General features: G+C 43.7%; 16 protein-coding genes. 8 read left to right on the top strand and 8 right to left on the bottom strand.

Annotation, left to right across the window (positions count from 1 at the left end; translation table 11 throughout):
* The first annotated feature begins 106 nt into the window (after positions 1–106).
* From ELS82_RS18475 to vctC, 4 genes are all read left to right on the top strand, one after another.
* Positions 107–1,018, top strand: coding sequence for a siderophore ABC transporter substrate-binding protein (locus ELS82_RS18475; RefSeq protein ID WP_134836789.1), 912 nt, complete (start codon positions 107–109; stop codon positions 1,016–1,018).
* A gap of 71 nt (positions 1,019–1,089) precedes the next feature.
* Entirely contained in the window at positions 1,090–2,025 is a 936-nt protein-coding gene (gene vctD / locus ELS82_RS18470) for an iron chelate uptake ABC transporter permease subunit VctD (RefSeq protein ID WP_134836788.1), read from the top strand.
* Positions 2,015–2,965, top strand: a complete 951-nt coding sequence (gene vctG, locus ELS82_RS18465; protein ID WP_134836787.1) for an iron chelate uptake ABC transporter permease subunit VctG — start codon at positions 2,015–2,017, stop codon at positions 2,963–2,965. Before vctD ends, vctG begins: the two co-directional genes overlap by 11 nt.
* A gap of 6 nt (positions 2,966–2,971) precedes the next feature.
* Complete coding sequence (gene vctC / locus ELS82_RS18460; RefSeq protein ID WP_134836786.1) at positions 2,972–3,727, top strand: iron chelate ABC transporter ATP-binding protein VctC; 756 nt, start codon at positions 2,972–2,974, stop codon at positions 3,725–3,727.
* Positions 3,728–3,765: 38 nt separating this feature from the next.
* On the opposite strand, the gene cueR is transcribed toward vctC, so the two are convergent.
* The 3 genes from cueR to ELS82_RS18445 form a co-directional block, all read right to left on the bottom strand.
* Entirely contained in the window at positions 3,766–4,152 is a 387-nt protein-coding gene (cueR, locus tag ELS82_RS18455) for a Cu(I)-responsive transcriptional regulator (RefSeq protein ID WP_134836785.1), read from the bottom strand.
* 162 nt (positions 4,153–4,314) lie between these two features.
* Positions 4,315–5,358 carry a porin gene (locus ELS82_RS18450; RefSeq protein ID WP_134836784.1) on the bottom strand — a complete coding sequence of 348 codons (1,044 nt, stop codon included), beginning with the start codon at positions 5,356–5,358 and terminating at the stop codon, positions 4,315–4,317.
* A gap of 366 nt (positions 5,359–5,724) precedes the next feature.
* Positions 5,725–7,350, bottom strand: a complete 1,626-nt coding sequence (locus ELS82_RS18445; protein ID WP_134836783.1) for a putative bifunctional diguanylate cyclase/phosphodiesterase — start codon at positions 7,348–7,350, stop codon at positions 5,725–5,727.
* 295 nt (positions 7,351–7,645) lie between these two features.
* Here ELS82_RS18445 and ELS82_RS18440 point away from each other — a divergent pair, with 295 nt between their 5' ends.
* Positions 7,646–8,839, top strand: coding sequence for an acetate/propionate family kinase (locus ELS82_RS18440; protein ID WP_134836782.1), 1,194 nt, complete (start codon positions 7,646–7,648; stop codon positions 8,837–8,839).
* An 87-nt stretch (positions 8,840–8,926) separates the two neighbouring features.
* Here ELS82_RS18440 and ELS82_RS18435 read toward each other — a convergent pair whose 3' ends face one another.
* The 4 genes from ELS82_RS18435 to ELS82_RS18420 all read right to left on the bottom strand — a co-directional run bounded on the left by ELS82_RS18435 (position 8,927) and on the right by ELS82_RS18420 (position 13,245).
* The gene (locus ELS82_RS18435; protein ID WP_134836781.1) at positions 8,927–9,769 is read right to left on the bottom strand and encodes a patatin-like phospholipase family protein; all 843 of its coding nucleotides are present in this window, start codon (positions 9,767–9,769) and stop codon (positions 8,927–8,929) included.
* A 106-nt stretch (positions 9,770–9,875) separates the two neighbouring features.
* Complete coding sequence (locus ELS82_RS18430; protein ID WP_134836780.1) at positions 9,876–10,214, bottom strand: cytosolic protein; 339 nt, start codon at positions 10,212–10,214, stop codon at positions 9,876–9,878.
* A 96-nt stretch (positions 10,215–10,310) separates the two neighbouring features.
* Complete coding sequence (locus tag ELS82_RS27370; RefSeq protein ID WP_134836779.1) at positions 10,311–12,317, bottom strand: HD family phosphohydrolase; 2,007 nt, start codon at positions 12,315–12,317, stop codon at positions 10,311–10,313.
* A 115-nt stretch (positions 12,318–12,432) separates the two neighbouring features.
* Positions 12,433–13,245, bottom strand: a complete 813-nt coding sequence (locus ELS82_RS18420) for a nickel-binding protein (RefSeq protein WP_134836778.1) — start codon at positions 13,243–13,245, stop codon at positions 12,433–12,435.
* A gap of 162 nt (positions 13,246–13,407) precedes the next feature.
* Between ELS82_RS18420 and ELS82_RS18415 the strand changes: the two genes are divergently transcribed.
* From ELS82_RS18415 to ELS82_RS18405, 3 genes are all read left to right on the top strand, one after another.
* Positions 13,408–14,001: a LysE family translocator gene (locus ELS82_RS18415; RefSeq protein WP_134836777.1), complete on the top strand. Its 594-nt coding sequence runs from the start codon at positions 13,408–13,410 to the stop codon at positions 13,999–14,001.
* 14 nt (positions 14,002–14,015) lie between these two features.
* A complete protein-coding gene (locus ELS82_RS18410) occupies positions 14,016–14,843 on the top strand; it encodes an AraC family transcriptional regulator (protein ID WP_134836776.1) in 828 nt (275 codons plus the stop codon).
* Positions 14,844–14,987: 144 nt separating this feature from the next.
* Positions 14,988–15,494: a DUF3087 domain-containing protein gene (locus ELS82_RS18405; protein WP_134836775.1), complete on the top strand. Its 507-nt coding sequence runs from the start codon at positions 14,988–14,990 to the stop codon at positions 15,492–15,494.
* Positions 15,495–16,604: 1,110 nt separating this feature from the next.
* Here ELS82_RS18405 and ELS82_RS18400 read toward each other — a convergent pair.
* A complete protein-coding gene (locus ELS82_RS18400; protein ID WP_134836774.1) occupies positions 16,605–17,177 on the bottom strand; it encodes a YceI family protein in 573 nt (190 codons plus the stop codon).
* Positions 17,178–17,467 lie beyond the last annotated feature (290 nt).

The following is a 17,467-nucleotide window of genomic DNA, read 5'->3' as shown; positions in this document are numbered from 1 at the left end:
ATGGTGCTTTACATTAAAGTGATGAATGTAAAAAACGTAAATGGAAGATGACATAACTACAAATCTAAATGATAATGCATTGCATTTGTAATTATGGAGTCTAACAATGAAAATGTCTGCAGCAGTGCTAGTGACGGGATTACTAGCGTTTGGCGCTCAAGCAAAAATGGTCGAGATTGAACATGCGCAGGGCACAACGAAAGTAGAATCAAACCCTGAACGCGTGGTGGTTATTGGCCTAGGCGCACTTGATACCGTGAAGGCATTTGGTATTGAACCTGTAGCTATTTCTACCGTAAGCATGTTCCCTGATTACCTATCAGAATACCGTGACTACAAGTTTGTTTCGGCAGGCAGCCTACATGAACCAGATTTCGAAACCATCTACACGCAAAAACCGGATCTAATCATTATTGGTACCCGTGCTGCGTCTAAGTTCAAAGAGCTTTCAGAAATTGCACCAACGATTGTTTACGCATCAGACGCCAAGAAGGGTTATTGGGCGAGCACACAAGAACAATGGCGCAACCTAGGTGAAGTGTTCGAAAAGCAAGACTTCGTAGAGAAGAAAATCGAACAACTTGATAGTCAATTCAAAGCGATCAGTAAGTCGAACCAGCAAAACAACACCGATGCTCTGACTGTAATGAGCGCGGGTGGCAACATTACTACGTTTAGCACACAATCTCGCTTTTCTGCTATTTACAAAGACTTCGGCTTTAAAGAAACCGTCGCAGGTATTAAAGAAAGCCGTCATGGCGATCTAGTATCGTATGAGTTCATTCGCGAGAAAAACCCAGACACGCTACTGATCATCGATAAAGATGTCCTAATCAACAAAGGTAAACCAAGCACAGTAAAACGTGATTTTGAGAACGACCTAGTGAAAGCGACGGATGCTTACCAAAATAAGAAAATGGCTTACTTAGACATTAATGCTTGGTATCTATCAATTTCTGGTATGCGTGCAACAGAACAGATGATCTCAGATGTTAAGTCTGCATCGGCAATAAACTAATACCTATTACAAAAAGAATAAGAATAGAGCCTCAAGTTATTGCTTGAGGCTTTTGTGCTGAGAGGCAAAGAGTGAAAAAGTTACTTCTGACGCTGGTTTTATTGAGTGTGGCGTCATTGTTTGTTGGTGTAGGGCAGCTTAATCTAACATCCCTTTTGGCAGGTGATTCTGCTAGCTGGCATCTACTATTTACCAGTCGTATTCCGCGTCTATTTGCCGTACTACTGGCTGGTGCAGGCTTAAGTATTGCGGGCCTGATCATGCAGCAAATCAGTCAGAATAGATTTGCGTCTCCATCTACATCCGGCACGATCGAATGTGCCATGCTCGGTTATATCATCAGTTTGGTATTGTTTGGCAGCGAACAGCTTTGGCTAGTCTTCGCTGTGGCAATGGCTGGTACACTATTGTTTGTCCAGTTCATCAACCGAATTCAATTTAAAAACGCCATCTTTGTACCCCTAGTCGGTATCATCTTCGGTAACGTAGTTGACTCACTCGCAACCTTTATTGCTTACAAATACGATGCGTTGCAAAACCTGTCTAGCTGGACAGTGGCTAACTTTGCTAACCTTCTTCAAGGCGACTATGAATTACTTTATATCGCGATTCCATTTGCGATATTCAGTTACCTTTACGCCGCTCGTATCTCCGCTGTTGGCCTTGGTAAAGATTTTGCGACTAATCTTGGCTTGAACTACCAACAGGTACTGATCATTGGTGTATTGCTGGTTTCTGTGATGTCCGCTTCTGTGGTGATGATTGTTGGTATGTTGCCATTTCTTGGTCTAATCGTGCCAAACCTTGTTAGTCACTTCTTCGGTGATAACTTAAGACGCAATATTCCGCTTACGGCGATTCTCGGCGCATTGATTGTTCTGTGCTGTGACTTGGCGGGTCGCATAATTATCTTCCCATATGAGATTCCAATTTCGACCATCATCAGCATCTTGGGTGGCTCTGTGTTTATCTTCTTTATCTTGAAAGGGCAGAAAGATGCAAGATAGAACCAAACTCGTTTTGCTTGCAGCAACGGCAATCGTATTTTGCTATCTGTTCATTGGTATTGGCCTTAATGCGGACAATTACCAGTACTTTTTGTCACGCCGCGTACCTAAAGTGTTGGCAATGGTGATCGCAGGCATCGCCATCGGCCAGTCTGCACTGGTGTTTCAAACCATCACGCATAACCGCATTTTGACGCCAAGCATTATGGGTTTTGACTCGCTCTATATGTTTACTCAAGTGCTGGTGGTCGTTTTGTTTGGCGGTATGAGCGCTATGGCGTTAAACGCGTACCTCAACTTTGGTTTGTCTGTGGCTGCAATGTTGGGGTTCTCTGTGCTGCTGTTTAGCTTCTATTTCAGAGGGGAGCGACAGAACTTGATGGTATTGCTGCTTCTCGGGGTTATCCTTGGGCAGTTATTCTCAAGCATCTCGTCATTCTTCACCATGCTGCTTGATCCCAATGATTTCGCTGCAGTACAAGCGAACATGTTCGCCAGCTTTAACAACGTCAAGGTCGAGCTCGTTTATCTCTGCGCGCCACTGCTGCTGGGTATCAGCCTTCTGTTGTTCCGCTTGCACCGTACACTTGATGTATTTTGGTTAGATAAAGACAACGCAACCAGTTTGGGCGTCGACGTGAAGAAAGTGACACTACAAGTACTGATATTGAGCGCGGCACTTATCGCTGTCTCGACGGCTTTAATTGGGCCAATTATGTTCTTTGGCTTGTTGGTGACAAACCTTGCAAGAGAACTGTTTAAGTCGTTCCAACATAAAGTTTTATTGATCGGCGTTTCTTTATTGTCAGTCGCTTCTTTATTAAGTGGTCAGTGGATTGTCGAAAATCTATTTGGGTTCTCAACCACCATCAGTGTCGTGATTAACTTTGTCGGCGGTATTTATTTCTTAACCATGTTGCTGCGCAACAAAATTGTCTAGGTTTCTATGATTTCATTAAAAAGCCTGACCAAAGCGTTTGGTCAATCTAAAGTGGTCGATAGCGCGAGCGCTGAGTTTGAAAAAGGCAAAGTGACCTCAATCATCGGCCCAAATGGTGCAGGGAAAAGTACTCTGCTATCTATGGCGAGTCGCCTAGTCAGTAAAGACAAAGGTGAAGTTTACATCGACTGTAAAGAGCTTAGTGAGTGGGACACCAAAGAGCTCGCGAAGCGCCTTGCGGTGCTGCGCCAAGCCAACAACATCACCATGCGATTTACCGTTCGAGAAATGATCGCCTTTGGACGTTTCCCTTATTCACAGGGCAAGCTCAATGATGAAGACAATCAGATCATCAATAAAGCGATTGACTATTTGGACTTAGTAGAGATTCAGCACAAATACCTAGATGAGCTGAGTGGTGGTCAAAGACAACTTTCTTTTATCGCGATGGTGATGGCGCAAGATACCGACTATGTATTTCTCGATGAGCCGTTAAACAACCTAGATATTAAGCATTCGTTGCAGATTATGCGCAACGTTGGCCGTTTAGCCCATGAGATGAACAAAGCCGTCGTCGTCGTGATTCACGATATTAACTTTGCTGCCTGTTACTCGGATAAGATCATTGCACTTAAGAAAGGGCAGGTAGTGGCGCAAGGTAAAGTGGAAGAAGTGATTCAGTCTGATATTTTAGAAAGTATCTACGAAACGCCGTTTAACATCATCGAAGTCGATGGCAAACGGATGTGTACTTACTATTAATAAGCGAAAGGCCTTGAAATGATTCAAGGCCTTTTTTATCACTTAGTAAGATCTTCAATGATTGGACATTGACTACCGGAATCACCAGGGCAAGCAGAGACCCAACTTTTGAGCTGACGCTCGATCTCTTTAAGTTCTTTTATCTTCACTTCCACTTCAGCCAGCTTCTCTTTTGCTTTCGCTTTTACTTCACTGCTTTTACGGTTTGGGTTGGAAGCAAGTTGAACAAACTCTTTACACTCGATCAGTGAAAAGCCTGCATTTTTAGCGCGAGAGATAAGGTTGAGCTGTTGGACTTGTTGCTCCGAATACTCACGGTAACCAGCATCACTTCGGCTAGGGGGAGTAATCAAGCCTTTGTCTTCATAAAGGCGAATAGACTTACTTGATAGTCCAGTCAGCTTAGATACAGCGCCGATGTTCATGTGTTGATCCTCAAGCTCAGTCAAAATAGGGGATAGGGTGCTTAACCACTATTGTAACGAGTTTTGCAGCAATTTAGCTACTAAGAGGTGATTGAAAATAAAAAGCCCACCTCGAAAGAGGTGGGCGGTGCTGAATATTTCAGCAATTGGGACAGTAATAGCTTATAGGTAGTAACGAGCGCCGATTAGCCACTTGTCATCAGTTTCATTGTTGTTCGCATCGTTTAGGTCAAACTGGTAAGCAGTGTAACCAACAAACTTAGGCGTGAAGTTGTACTCAGCTTGTAGTGCTAGCTCTTCGCGTGCCGTTTCTTTTTGCCAGTTTGCAAACTGCTTGCCTTCAACCATTTCGTAGTTAACGATTAGGTTTAGGCTGTTATCAAGCGCGTATGAAGCTAGTGCTTCGTAAGCGTTGCTGTCTGCAAGAAGAGTCGAACCGTCGTAGTTCATGTTTTCGTTATCTGCGTAAACACCCGCTAGGTAAAGACCTTTACCGTAAGTACCGTATTTAACAGATACTAGGTGTGATTCAGCAGTACGCTTTGCTGCGCCAAATGTAGTGAAATCACCCGTGTTGTATGTGTAACCAAGAGTTGCACCAGCAATAGAGTAGCTAACTGCAGCTTGGATACGGTCATCGTACTTGTGGCCTGTTAGGTCATTGTTTTCATCAAGTGTGCGCTCATCGTTAGCACCCTGCCAACCTAGACCGAAGTTAAATGCGCCAGCTTCACCGAACTCAAAACCGTTACGGTAGCTGATCATCTTATCAGCACGACCCGTGCCTAGAGCACCGTGGTTGTCGTAGATAAAGTCGTTCGCGTAAGCGATAGGCATATCAGCTACACCAGCTACGTCGTAGTATGGTGCCCACTGAGTACCAACAACCGCGCGGCCAAGCTCATCGTGTGTTAGGCCAACGTAGCCTAGACGTGTTGTGAATGCATTGTCGCCACCATCTAGGTAGTTAAGAGCCCATTCACCTTTTGCATCAGCAGTGAAACCGTTGCCTAGATCTTGTGTAGCGTTAAAGTTGATACGTGGAGAGTTAGTACCGACATCTGTATCGCCTTGCTCAGAGCCATTTAGGTTTGCTGAAACGTGGCCACCGATTGAGAAAGTTGTGCCTTCTTGGTTGTACAGTTCAACAGCGTAAACAGAAGTAGAAAGAGTTGCGATAGCAGCTGCTAAGATCGTTTTTTTCATAATAAAGTCCATATATATGAGCCGACAGGCTTAATTGTCATTCGTGTTTTAACGATGTGGCAGACTCTATATGGATTTTTAACATAAAGGTTACAAAATAACGTAAAACGTTCAAATTGTCGGGAACTTTAAATAAATCAATCAGTTATTTCTGAAACTTATTGTTACATTAGCTTTTTTTATAGTTTTGTCTTTTTACGTATTCTCTTTGTGAATGTGTCGCCTTTATCATAAATAAAATTTTAATAATCAATCATTTGAATGGGAATTGGTAGTGGGTCAATGATAGGGGGAATAAATGCAAACGGTTGCTTTTGGGGAGAATGAAATGTGGTTTTTGTCGCTAGCAATTAAAATGTTAAATAGCTATGGGGCCGCTTTTTTTACTGTATGTTGAGCAAGTTGCTCGTAGTGTTCAGCGTCACGGCTTAGCGTCCAGTTAATGGCACGCTCTAACGGCAAAGCAGGGCTATAGTAGTAACCTTGAACATAATCGCAGCCATACTCTCGTAGAATACTGACCACCTCTTCGTGCTCTACACCCTCTGATATCACGGTGTAACCAAGGCCATGGGCAAGAGAAATGGAGTTGGCCACAATTGAGCGGTTCCTTTCGTTTCTCTGCATTTGATACACAAAGGATTGGTCGATCTTGATTTGGTCGACGGGAAGATCTCGCAGTAGTGAAAGTGACGAAAATCCAGTACCAAAATCATCGAGACTTATCCTAAACCCCATCTGTTTCAGTCTTTCTAGTAGGGTTGCGGGGCTTCGTAAGCGGTTAATTGCCGTTGTTTCAGTGATCTCCAATACGACCATATTGACAAAGCTTTTGTTCAAAAACGCCAAGCGACTCAACTGGTTCTCTAGGTTTTTGCTCATCAAATCTTTAGCCGACAGATTCACATGTATCGGGCAGTGAATGCCCGCCTTGATTAGCTTTTCAATGTCACTCGCTACCTTATCTAGCATCCACTCTGTGATTGATGTGATCTTGTTGCTTTGCTCTGCAATAGTAATGAAGTCAGAGGGTGTGATTGGCTTTCCATCTTCATCTAACCAACGCATTAACGCTTCATAGCTACACACAATATCACGCTCTAAACAGATAATTGGCTGGTAGAATAATTCAAATTCATTGTTCTCAATCGCCTGGTCTATTTGGCGAGAAATCTGCAGTTTTCTTCGTGCATCTTGACTCATATGCGATGAGAAGTTCGCCACCTCATTTCCGTTTGTTTTGGCCCAATACATAGCGACATCAGCGGCATTAATGATCTGATCAACGCTGGTCCCATGTTTTGGGTACGAGCCGATGCCAACGATAACGCTACTGGTTAGCTCGAAACCATCAATCGAAAAGGGCCTTTTGAGTGATTGATTTATTTCATGCGCAATGTTCAATGCATGATCCAATGACTGATTCGGCATGACAACAACGAACTCGTCCCCCCCAATACGGGCAATAAAGTCGCCTTTACTTAAGTGCGCTCTGGAACGATGTCCGATCTGAATTAGCAGCTGATCACCGCAAAAATGACCCATACCGTCGTTAACTTGCTTAAAGTTGACCACATCGAGCAACATTAGCTGGAAAGGGATGTTGTCTTCAACGAGGAAGTTAACCGTTTCAATGCAGTGTTTACGATTGGGCAGGGCAGTGAGAGGGTCATGCAGAGCATTGTGCTTTTCCTCTTGGGCAAGCATATGCAATTGCTGAATGGTAGTCAGACTAAACGTAGTGACCATAAACACAAAAATACTGCCTGAAAACAGAATCATGGATAGCCCGAATAAAATGGCGTCGACAGTTTTATCGATCAGCAGCGAACCTAAAACGAGGGAATAACCTAGGATGAAACAGGCAATCAGCAGACTCAGCAATCTCCACCCAGTATGTTGGGTTTGAGCGCATATTTTTTTTGCTTGAGCTAACCCAGAAACAAGAAAAACGATGCCGATGATAATGATTGTGACCGCGAGTATAAACAAATAAATATCCAGTAACAGTATATTGTTTTGTTAAATTGTAGTTAGGCCGACATGAATATCAAGTGCTAGAGGTATTCATAGGTTAAATTTTAGTCACCAAATCTCTGTTTACAAAGATGTCATTAATTTTTGAGGCCGAATTAAATCAACAATTGCGTCAGATCAACAAAAATTATTTATATTGTTGAATCTTTCAAATATAAGTTGAAAGATTCAAAAAATATTGAATAATGGATCAAACAATACAATAGAAGCACTACGCTTCATCAAATTGCTCTGAAACAGGAACATACCCATGTCGAATTCGTTTGTGCTGGTCATTAACTCTGGTAGCTCATCATTAAAGTTTGCAGTGATTGACTCTGCGTCTGGTGACGCGATTGTCAGTGGCTTAGGTGAGTGCTTTGGTTTACCAGAAGCCGTGATCAGCTGGAAGTATAATGGTGAGAAAACTGAAGAAGCTGTCGATGCTCCAGACAATCATCATCAACATGCTATCAATCGAATCGTAGCATTGATGGAAACGTTAGGTTTCACAAAAGATTTAGTTGCCGTGGGTCATCGTATCGTACACGGTGGTGAGAAGTTCACTTCTACCGTACGAATTAATGATGAAGTACTAGCAGAAATTGAAAACTTGTCTGATTTGGCACCGCTCCACAACCCAGCAGGCGCTAAAGGTATTCAAGCTGCTATGCAAGCTTTCCCAAGCCTACCTCAATTCGCTGTATTTGATACTGCATTCCACCAAACAATGCCGCAAAAAGCATTCACAGGTGCGATTTCAAATGAGCTTTATAAAGAGTACGGGATCCGTCGATACGGTTTCCACGGCACTAGCCACTATTTCGTAAGCCGTGAAGCTGCGAAAATGCTAAACAAGCCAGTTGAAGAAGCGAGCTTCATCTCTGTTCACCTAGGTAATGGCGCATCAGTATGTGCGATTGAAAATGGTGAGTCAGTCGATACCTCTATGGGCTTCACGCCGCTAGCTGGTCTAATGATGGGTACACGTTCTGGTGACCTTGACCCAGGCGTTATCGAGTTCCTAATCAAAAAAGGTTGGACGACAGAGCAAGTCTTCGACACGCTGAACAAGAAGTCAGGTTTCCTAGGTGTTTCTGGCCTAACGTCAGACGCTCGTGGCATTCTAGATGCGATGGAAAATGGTCACGAAGGTGCGAAACTTGCGTTTGAAGTGTTCACCTACCGCGTAGCGAAGTACATTGGTTCTTACCTAATTCCACTTAGCAACCTAGACGCAATTATCTTTACGGGTGGTATTGGTGAAAACTCACTACCTATTCGCCGTGAAATCTTAAACAACCTAAAACTTCTAGGTTTTGTTGAAGACGAGAAGGGCAATGAAGACGCACGCTTTGGTAACGCAGGTATCATCGCGAAGTCACAAATTCTTGATGCAGTAGCGATGGTTATTCCAACCAACGAAGAGTTCGTTATTGCACAGCAATCAGTCGAGCTACTGTAACAGCTCAAACAGGAACATAAGTCAATTTAAGGCGAACCATTTGGTTCGCCTTTTTTTGTTTAGAAACATCCGCAGGGTATCGTTAATTTATGGCTCTAGTACGACGGCTTGTTTTGCGGCTCTCAACCCCATTTGATATCCAGCGTCGAGCTTGTCTTTGTTTGTCGTTAGCCTTCCCACGGCAAAGTTATCTTCTGGGGCAATAACGTGAACAGTGCAGTCCTGAGGCGGATTATTAATAAACGCTAAAGTTTCGTTGTATTGCTCGGCTCGATTGATCATTGCATCAGCAAGATGTGGTGTGTTTTTCATCAGTCGACGTATTAACCACGGAGCCTTTGGCGGTCGCTTCATATAGCCTGGTTTTTGCGACAGGATAACGGTGATTTCCTTTGCGCCCCGCTTGTAGGCTCCCATCACTGGAATGGAATCTGCGACACCTCCGTCGATCATTGTTTTTCCTTCAACATTGATAGGAGTGCGATAAGCCATAGGCAGTGAGCATGACGCTTTTAGAATCATCTCTAAATTACTTTCATGCCCTAGGGTATAAACGGGTTCACCAGTTGAGACATCGGTTGTAACGATGTGAAAGGGAATAGGCTGCTTGGCAAAGGCTTGCATATCATAAGGGTTGTGCAGCGCTATGTAATCCCATAACCAGTCGAGATCGAGCCAGTGACCACCTTTGGCAAAACGACGGAAGTTAATGAACTCTGGTCGGCAGGAATAGTCAGCGATGATGGTATAGGTTCGACCTCGTTGGTTAGAAAGCCAAGAGGCGATGTTGGTTGAACCGGCAGAGACGCCAATACAAAAATCAAAAGGATTATAGTCGTGGTCGATAAAGCCATCTAAAACGCCAGCTGCAAATATCCCTCGCATTGCACCACCTTCGACGACTAAGGCATGCTTTGTTTTTTGTGTCATGTGAAGTCCGTTTCTCTGCATATTCCTTGGTCAAAGTAACAGAATTGGAATAAGAACTCTATTGCAGGAAGAGTCGTTCATGCCGATTTCAACTTTCGATTAATCTTCAGTCCAAGCGGGTGATAAAGGTTTGCTCGTCATCGACAAAAGCAACAAAGCCGCCGTGATAGATAAACACCCGACCACGCCCCTCAACTATGCAGGCAAGCTGCGGGTTCAAATCTTCTTCGTTATCTGGGCTTTCAAATGTGCCAGTATCGGTGATTACGCCACTAAGTGGAGGCAAATATCCGTAAGTGCGTTTTGCTTGGTCAATCAGGCTCAATTCGCTGTCGATAGAGAAGCAAGAAGGGATCCTCCCTGCGTCTTCTATAAACATAGGTTTGAGTTCTTCAAAAGCGGTAATCACTAGCCAGTCGATGCCGTTAACGTGATGGATAAACATAGGGTATCTCGATATTTCTGATGCGAAGATTCTAACACTATCAGGGACAGAACGTAGGAGAAATTTAGCGCCTAAAGGCTAATCGATTGGTGAGCTTTAGTGATGATCCAGCAAGTCAAAATCACATACGTGGTGATGGAAATTACCACACTCATTGCAATCATTTTTGTACTGTTTATCTTTGATGGCTAGGAATACTTTGTCATCGATAAACAGTTTGACTAAATCACCATTGAGCTGTCCTTTCTCTGCCTCATTGAAAAGAATTTTGAATGCAATTTCATCGGGCAGTGCGTTTTTATATGGCCTGTCGGAGGCTGTGAGCGCATCATAGATGTCACACACGGTCATAATTTGTGAAGCCAAAGGGATCTGTTGACCAGCCAAGCCCTTGGGGTAGCCACTCCCATCAATTTTTTCATGATGAGCACCAGCAATATGAGGGATATCCTGCAAGTCTTGAGTCCAAGGGATCTGCTTTAAGAAGGTTTCGGTATGAACGACATGAGAGCGTATTTCATCCATCTCGCTTGGCGTCAGGCTGCCTTTAGGGATAGATAGAGCAAGCAACTCATTTTCATTGATTAAAGGAGTCAGTAATCCATTTTCATCCATTGCGTGATAAGCATGGATCTCTTTTAGGGTGTCAGAGGCAGACTCAGGCAGCACAGAAGGCTCATTGGCTTGCAAGATATCGAGCCAGAACTGCTCCAGTTGAGATATTTGCTGCTGGATATTCTCTTGTTGCCTAAGCGCTGATTGCGAATTTGAGCCAGGCGTATGATTAAACAGCTTGAGTTCAACCTCTGCACGTTGACGAAGCAAACTTTGCTGGGTAAGGCGAATACGATATTTGATCACATCCAGTTGATGATCAGTGAGCTTTTTCGCCTTGGTTAATACCGACTCTTTCACGCCCACTTTTCCGAAGTCATGCAGGAGTGCGGCGTATTTTAACTGACGCAGATCTTTATTGTTGATGTGTTGATACCGATATTTTTTAAGGTTGGAGTTATTCAAACAGTCCGCTAAGGCAATGGAGAGATCGGCGACACGAAACGAGTGACCACTGGTTGTCGGGTCTCGTTGCTCGATTGCAGTAACGGAAGCTTGGACAAAGCCTTCAAATAGACGGCGTATGCTCTCAATCAAGCGCCTGTTCTCAATCGCAATCGCAGACTGACTCGCTAACGCACGTAGCAAAGGGCAAATCTCTTTATCGAACGGGATGACATTGTCTTTGGTCACCGAGTGAGAAGAGAGGTGCACACCGGCTTGTTTGGTATGGTTAATAAACTGCAATACGCCAATGATTTCTTGATGGTAATTGAATATTGGGATTGCTAGCAGCGACTGACAACGATACCCAGTCGCATGGTCAAAAACCGGGTTAAATCGATAGGGTTTATCTTGGATGTCATAAACATCTTCGATATTCACTTCGTGACCATGAATCGCCACATAGCCGGAGATACTACTGTCATTAAGGTCGAAGCGTTTTTCTTCAAAATCAAACTCAATAGAGGCGTTCTGAGTAAGTTTTAAAACTAACTGACGATGGTCTTTATCGTGATCATCGAGCAAAAAGAGTGAGGCCGCATCACACACAGCGAGTTTTCGCCCCTCATCCAAGATCCGATTGAGTAGAGCCGTGAGGTTCTTTTCTGCTGACAGTGCGATACCAATTTCGGTCAGTCGACTTAAGCTATTCGATTTATTGCTCAGGAGCTGTTTTAGCTCCTTTTGTTGCTCTCGTTGAGTATGTATTAATAGTGCGGATTCGATATGTTTTAGGGTGATTCTTTTCGTGAATCCTGTTGGTACATAAAGGTCGGCTTCAACCTCAAGGTGCTGCTCAGCAATCACGACTAAAGCTTGATTCTCGCGCCACTGGTTAACGGTGGCTATGCTCACAACGTCAAGCAATTGTTGATCTAATATCAGTAACGCGGGGGATAGGTTGAGGATCTCTTGCTCGTTACTCACTTTGACGCAACGTAATTGGCGCTGATTTAACTCTTGCGACATCACTGTTGTGGCAAATGAGCGGCCATGTGCTATCGACAGTTTTCCAAGTGAATACGTATCGTCGGTTAACTTCATCACAACTCCCTTTCGAACTTCTTTAGAATAGTTCAGTTTTCACGAAATGATTCTGCCGCACAGAGCTGTAGTGATTAGGGATTAGCGCAAAGTTCGCTGAGTAGGTTAGCTAGATCTAGATAACCTGATAAACCTGCGTCGGTTCATTAAATCCTTTGAACATCTTTTTACCAAACTCGCGAAACTGGAACTGACTGTTTGAGCAGCTTTGTTTGACCAGATCGACAACCAATATTTGATCTGATTCTGTGGCATCGCACACTCGCGAGGCCATTTGAACCGAACTGCCAAATAGGTCGTTGTTTTCTTCGACCGGTTCGCCCGCACTTAAACCGATACGAACATGCATACTTTGCTCGGGTTTATTCTGGTTATGCTCTTTAAACGCATCTTGAATACTCTTCGCGCATTTAACGGCTTCATCTGCTGATGTAAAAGAGACCATAAAACCATCGCCAGTATGTTTAATTTCACGGCCTTCATGTGCCTTAATTGCGTCACGCGTAATGACATTATGAATGCGCAATAGATGCATTGACTTCTTATCGCCCAACTCAGTAGTCATAGCGGTAGAGCCAGCAAGGTCGGTAAACATGATAATGCGAAACGCGCTGTCTATTTCGGTAGTTTCATGAGGCTCTGAAGCGACGGGGTCGGCAATTCGGCCTAAGAATAGTTTAACGATATCGGCATCAACAGGGATGATCTCTCCGGGAATATCCCCATGCGCCTCTTCATGGACTCTTCGTATGACAGATTCGTCCTCAGCTTCGACCAAGCAAAAGGTAGTGCCGCGCATTTCATCAAACCAGTAGGTGACAAATTTGACGCCATATTTGTCTTGAATATCCAAGTCTTTTTTATGTGCTAATTCAATGGCTTCTCGGGTGGGATTCTCTGAAAAATGACGATCCATGAATAGAGGCATAATGACGAACTCTCGACGCTAAGTGTTGAATTAACCATAGCACACGCCACTTTTTTGTGATGATTACGCCCGGGGGATAGCACTGCGCAATATCGTTCAATACTGTTAATCCCATTCTCTTTATCTTGATAGGTCTGAGCTAGCATCTTACAAGGAGAGGGTATGAATAGCGTATTTTTAGCAATGGTGGTTTTCGCGTTTGTTGGAGCCGTCACTCCCGGCCCCGTTAACCTCATTGCGACTTCAACGGCGGCGCAATTTGGTAAATCCACCGCAGCTAAGCATGTTCTCGGCGCATCGGTTGCTTACGCGCTGGTGGTGTTTATCACTGGTAATACCTTGAACAGTCTTGTCGAATGGCTACCGCGAATAGAATTAGCAATGCAGATTGTTGGTAGTGCCTTTCTCAGCTATTTAGCCTACAAGATTTACACCGCGCCATTTGGCCGTTTGGACATTGAAGATGAACGTCATTCTAGCTGGCTGAGCGGCGCATTGGTTCAGCTACTAAACCCCAAGGCTTGGTTAGTTGCTATGTCTGGCGTCAGCCTTTATGTCGTAGGGCAAAGTGAACAGCAAGTTTGGTTATGGATGTACACATTAGTCTCACTTATCGCGTGCTTAATCGGTGTAGGATTATGGGCTGTGGTCGGCACGATGTTTACCAGCCAGCTACAGGAGCAAAGAAAACAACTGTTCTTTAATCGCTCAATGGCTATTATATTGTTAGCCTCAGTGCTAATGATTTGGCTTTGACAAGGAATGTCACGATGAAAAGAGATAACAGCGCTAGCTTTAAGCAAAACCAAGTCCTACCTTGGGTTGAACTAAGAGTCGCCAATCGAAGTGGTGCCTGTTACGACGCTCACTCACATGATGAGTTCTCTTTTGGCGTGATTCTTCAAGGTGCGGCAGACTATAAAAATCGCAATAAGTCCCATGTTATTAGCGTGGGGGATTTGGTCACGATTAACCCTTCCGATGTACATTCCTGTAATCCTGCAGCGGGCTTATGGTCATATAGTATGTTGTTTGTGAATGCGACAAAAATGGGCCAGTTACAGCGTGATATTTTGCGTGAGAACAACCAGCACATGCAGATGGATTATCAAGCATTCAATAATGATTTTGAGCGCAATGATGCGTTAAAAGCGCAATATCTGACCCTGTTTGATGCCTTGGAGAGCGAGCAATCTAGCTTAAACATTGAAACTTGCTTGTACAGCTTTGTTGAATCAACTTTTCAAATAACCAGCCCTACAAACCGACACAAGCAAGCCGAGCCGATTAAACGCGTTCGCGAAAAGCTGTTGGATGAAGTAGCAGAACACCATGAGTTAGAAAACCTAGCAGAAGAAGCGGGGATGAGCCGTTATCAGTTGCTTCGTGCGTTCAAAAATCAATACGGATTGCCGCCATACGCCTACTTGATGGATGAAAAGATCAAACGCTCGAAAGTGATGCTTAAAGCGGGTGAGTCTCTGTCTGAGGTGGCGCATAGCTTAGGCTTTTCCGACCAAGCGCACTTTCAACGCCAGTTTAAAAAGCGTTTAGCCGTTACCCCGAAATACTACCAATCGCACTTTGTTGGTGGCTAGCTTTAAGCGCTTAGGCTATTGGTGTAATTAACCACACTATTTGCAACAAATTAGCGCTTATCTAAAGCCATTCAAAATGTATAATCATCAGTTCATTTCAGCCTATCGACGCGATGTTAAGGCTACTAAAACAATGGACTATTGATGAAACTACAAAAGATCGACAAGCAGCTATACCGTTCACGTTTAAACATTGTCATTGTCGCGTGTATCGCACTCTTAGCGGTATCAAGCCTTGCCATCTCTCAGGCACTTATTTCCCTGTTTCCATCAGAGTCTGGTTCACACTTCCACTGGAACTTACTTGGCGTGATTGTCAGCGCGATAGGCGTAGTCATGACGCTCATTAAGCTCAAAACACACCCAAAAATGCATGAAGTCGCCTACGTTTGGGACCTTAAGCAGGCGTTAAACCTCATCTACCGTAAGAAGAGAAAGCTCGATGCCGCAGCAGAGCAGGGTAATGCTGATGCAATGCTTGCGCTTCAATTTAGCTACGACGGGTCTCGTCAGCTTTGGCAGCTGGACGACAACACCATCACCATGGATAGCTTAAATACCGCTCAAGCTAAACTTGATGAGCTGGTGGAAGAGCACGGTGTGAAGTTAGATATTTCGAATTATGATTCGGCGATTCTTAAGGCGTTTTAGGTAGTCGTTAGGTTAGATTCACTCTAACCACTCTCTCCCAACTTCTATTTCATGAACTAGCCTATATTAAGTTCTCGGCTCGCTTTAAGAGATCCCCAACTCGGTCGCGCCTCCCTCTCGGGGATGACAGTGGTAAAGCAGAAGTCTCTCTAGTTGCTGTCATTCCATAGAGAGACGAAGGAACGAGTAGGGAATCTGTAGAAGGGTGCGTTGTTCTAGATAATTGTTAACCAGCCACGCCCAAAGCAATTCCTACCACATCTGTTTTCATGAACTAGCCTGAATTAGGTTCTCAGTTCGCTATAAGAGATCCCCAACTCGGTCGTGCCTCCCTCTCGGGGATGACAGTGGTAAAAGTTACCGTCATTCCATAGAGAGACGGAGGAGCGAGTAGGGAATCTGCTGAAGAGAGTTGAGACTAAATCTAATCGTTATTAATTAATAGTTATCGCGTTAAGCCATCCTCCGCAGTCGACTTTAATATATGATTGTTCTATCGGAAGAAGTCTATTTTATAGTGCTGTTCACTGTGAAGTGGCGAAACTTACAAAGGACAAGATTCTAAATCTGACATAGTGTAAATACAGTTTGAGCGTATTTTTAGCGTTGGTTTGTCACTGATAGGCTAGAATTTTATTCTGGAAATGGCGCCGAATTTAGCGAGGTTTAGTCTCTGGGGGGCTAGACCGATTGCATATAAATTAGAATATCCCACCGTTTTTATAGAGTTATGTCCTTAAGGATTCCAACGAAATATATTATTTCGTACAATAGTTTATGAACAAGCCCTTGAGATACGAGGGTTCTCAAGGGCTTTTCATAACTAACCCTCAAGGAGGGTACTGATGAAAGCGCTGATTATCGCAATAATCAATTTAGTAGATACAATCATCAAGTTAATAGTCTCTGTTAACTAAAACCTTAAGGTCCAGTGTTGCAGCACTGGGCTTTAATTTGAGACCATATGAACTATATCACAATGAGTATCTGATTCGCATTGAGAAAACCTTATAATGAAGAACAATTGTCGCCTTCGCTTCTATATTTAGTGAATGATGAATAAATAGTCATTAGTTGTTCACTACCTCTAGCTAGATTTTTCTCATCAAATCACTTCTTAAACGTCAAATTCAGAGTAAGCGGCACTCTATCTGAAATCCCAATATCACCAACCGTTGCGGCTAGTTCCGTTAAGTTCTTACTCGGGATACCAAAGTCAGCAGCGCCAATAATAACAGGCACGCTAGAACTCACCATCACCGTATCACCAGCATTTAAGATGACCACTGAGAACTCAATAGACTTGGTATTACCAAACAGCGTTACCTCAGTGGGTACCTTCATCTTGTGCGAGCCTTCACCCAATGATGACCAATCAACCTTTCCTGTTACGGTTACGGGTGGATGCTTGGCAGACTCAAAGAAGATCTCATTAAGACGGGTATTGCGGATCTCAACGCCTGTATCAATTCCGTTTAGGTCGATAGAGACATTAAACTCACCACTGCTGTCTAACGTGCCAGATAGGGTGTTTATCGTTGCAGGTTCAACGATGTACTGTTTTTTGATGGTGGCAAAGCTAACGGAAGAATAGTTTGAATCTATGGTGTAGTTATCAGCAGAAAAAGATGCACTGGAAAGCAGCGCGAGCGTCATAGTGAGGGTAGATAAAGTCTTTTTCATTTTTATTACCTCTTAATTGTTGAGCGTTATGTGTTGAGCATAGTTTTTGAGCAATGTGCTTCTCGATAGTAGTCCGGATTGGAAAAAGTTTTTGAGAAACTCAGTCCAATAATGTTACCGAGCGGCTTCCCAATTTCTGAAAAACAACAAGCCAGCGACTGACATCGCGTAGGTTAGCTTTCGATTTCCCAGTTGAACTCTAGGGTTTAATTATCTTTGAACAAAGCGTTTCTCTTTATTTAGGTTCCCGACTGTTTTTATTCATTTAAGGGCTTTAATCATTTAAATAA

The sequence above is a fragment of the Vibrio ouci genome, assembly GCF_004551525.1.
In the GTDB taxonomy this organism is placed as follows: Bacteria; Pseudomonadota; Gammaproteobacteria; order Enterobacterales; family Vibrionaceae; genus Vibrio; species Vibrio ouci.
The sequence above is the reverse complement of the archived record's forward strand: the minus strand, read 5'-3'. Positions and strand labels throughout refer to the sequence as shown.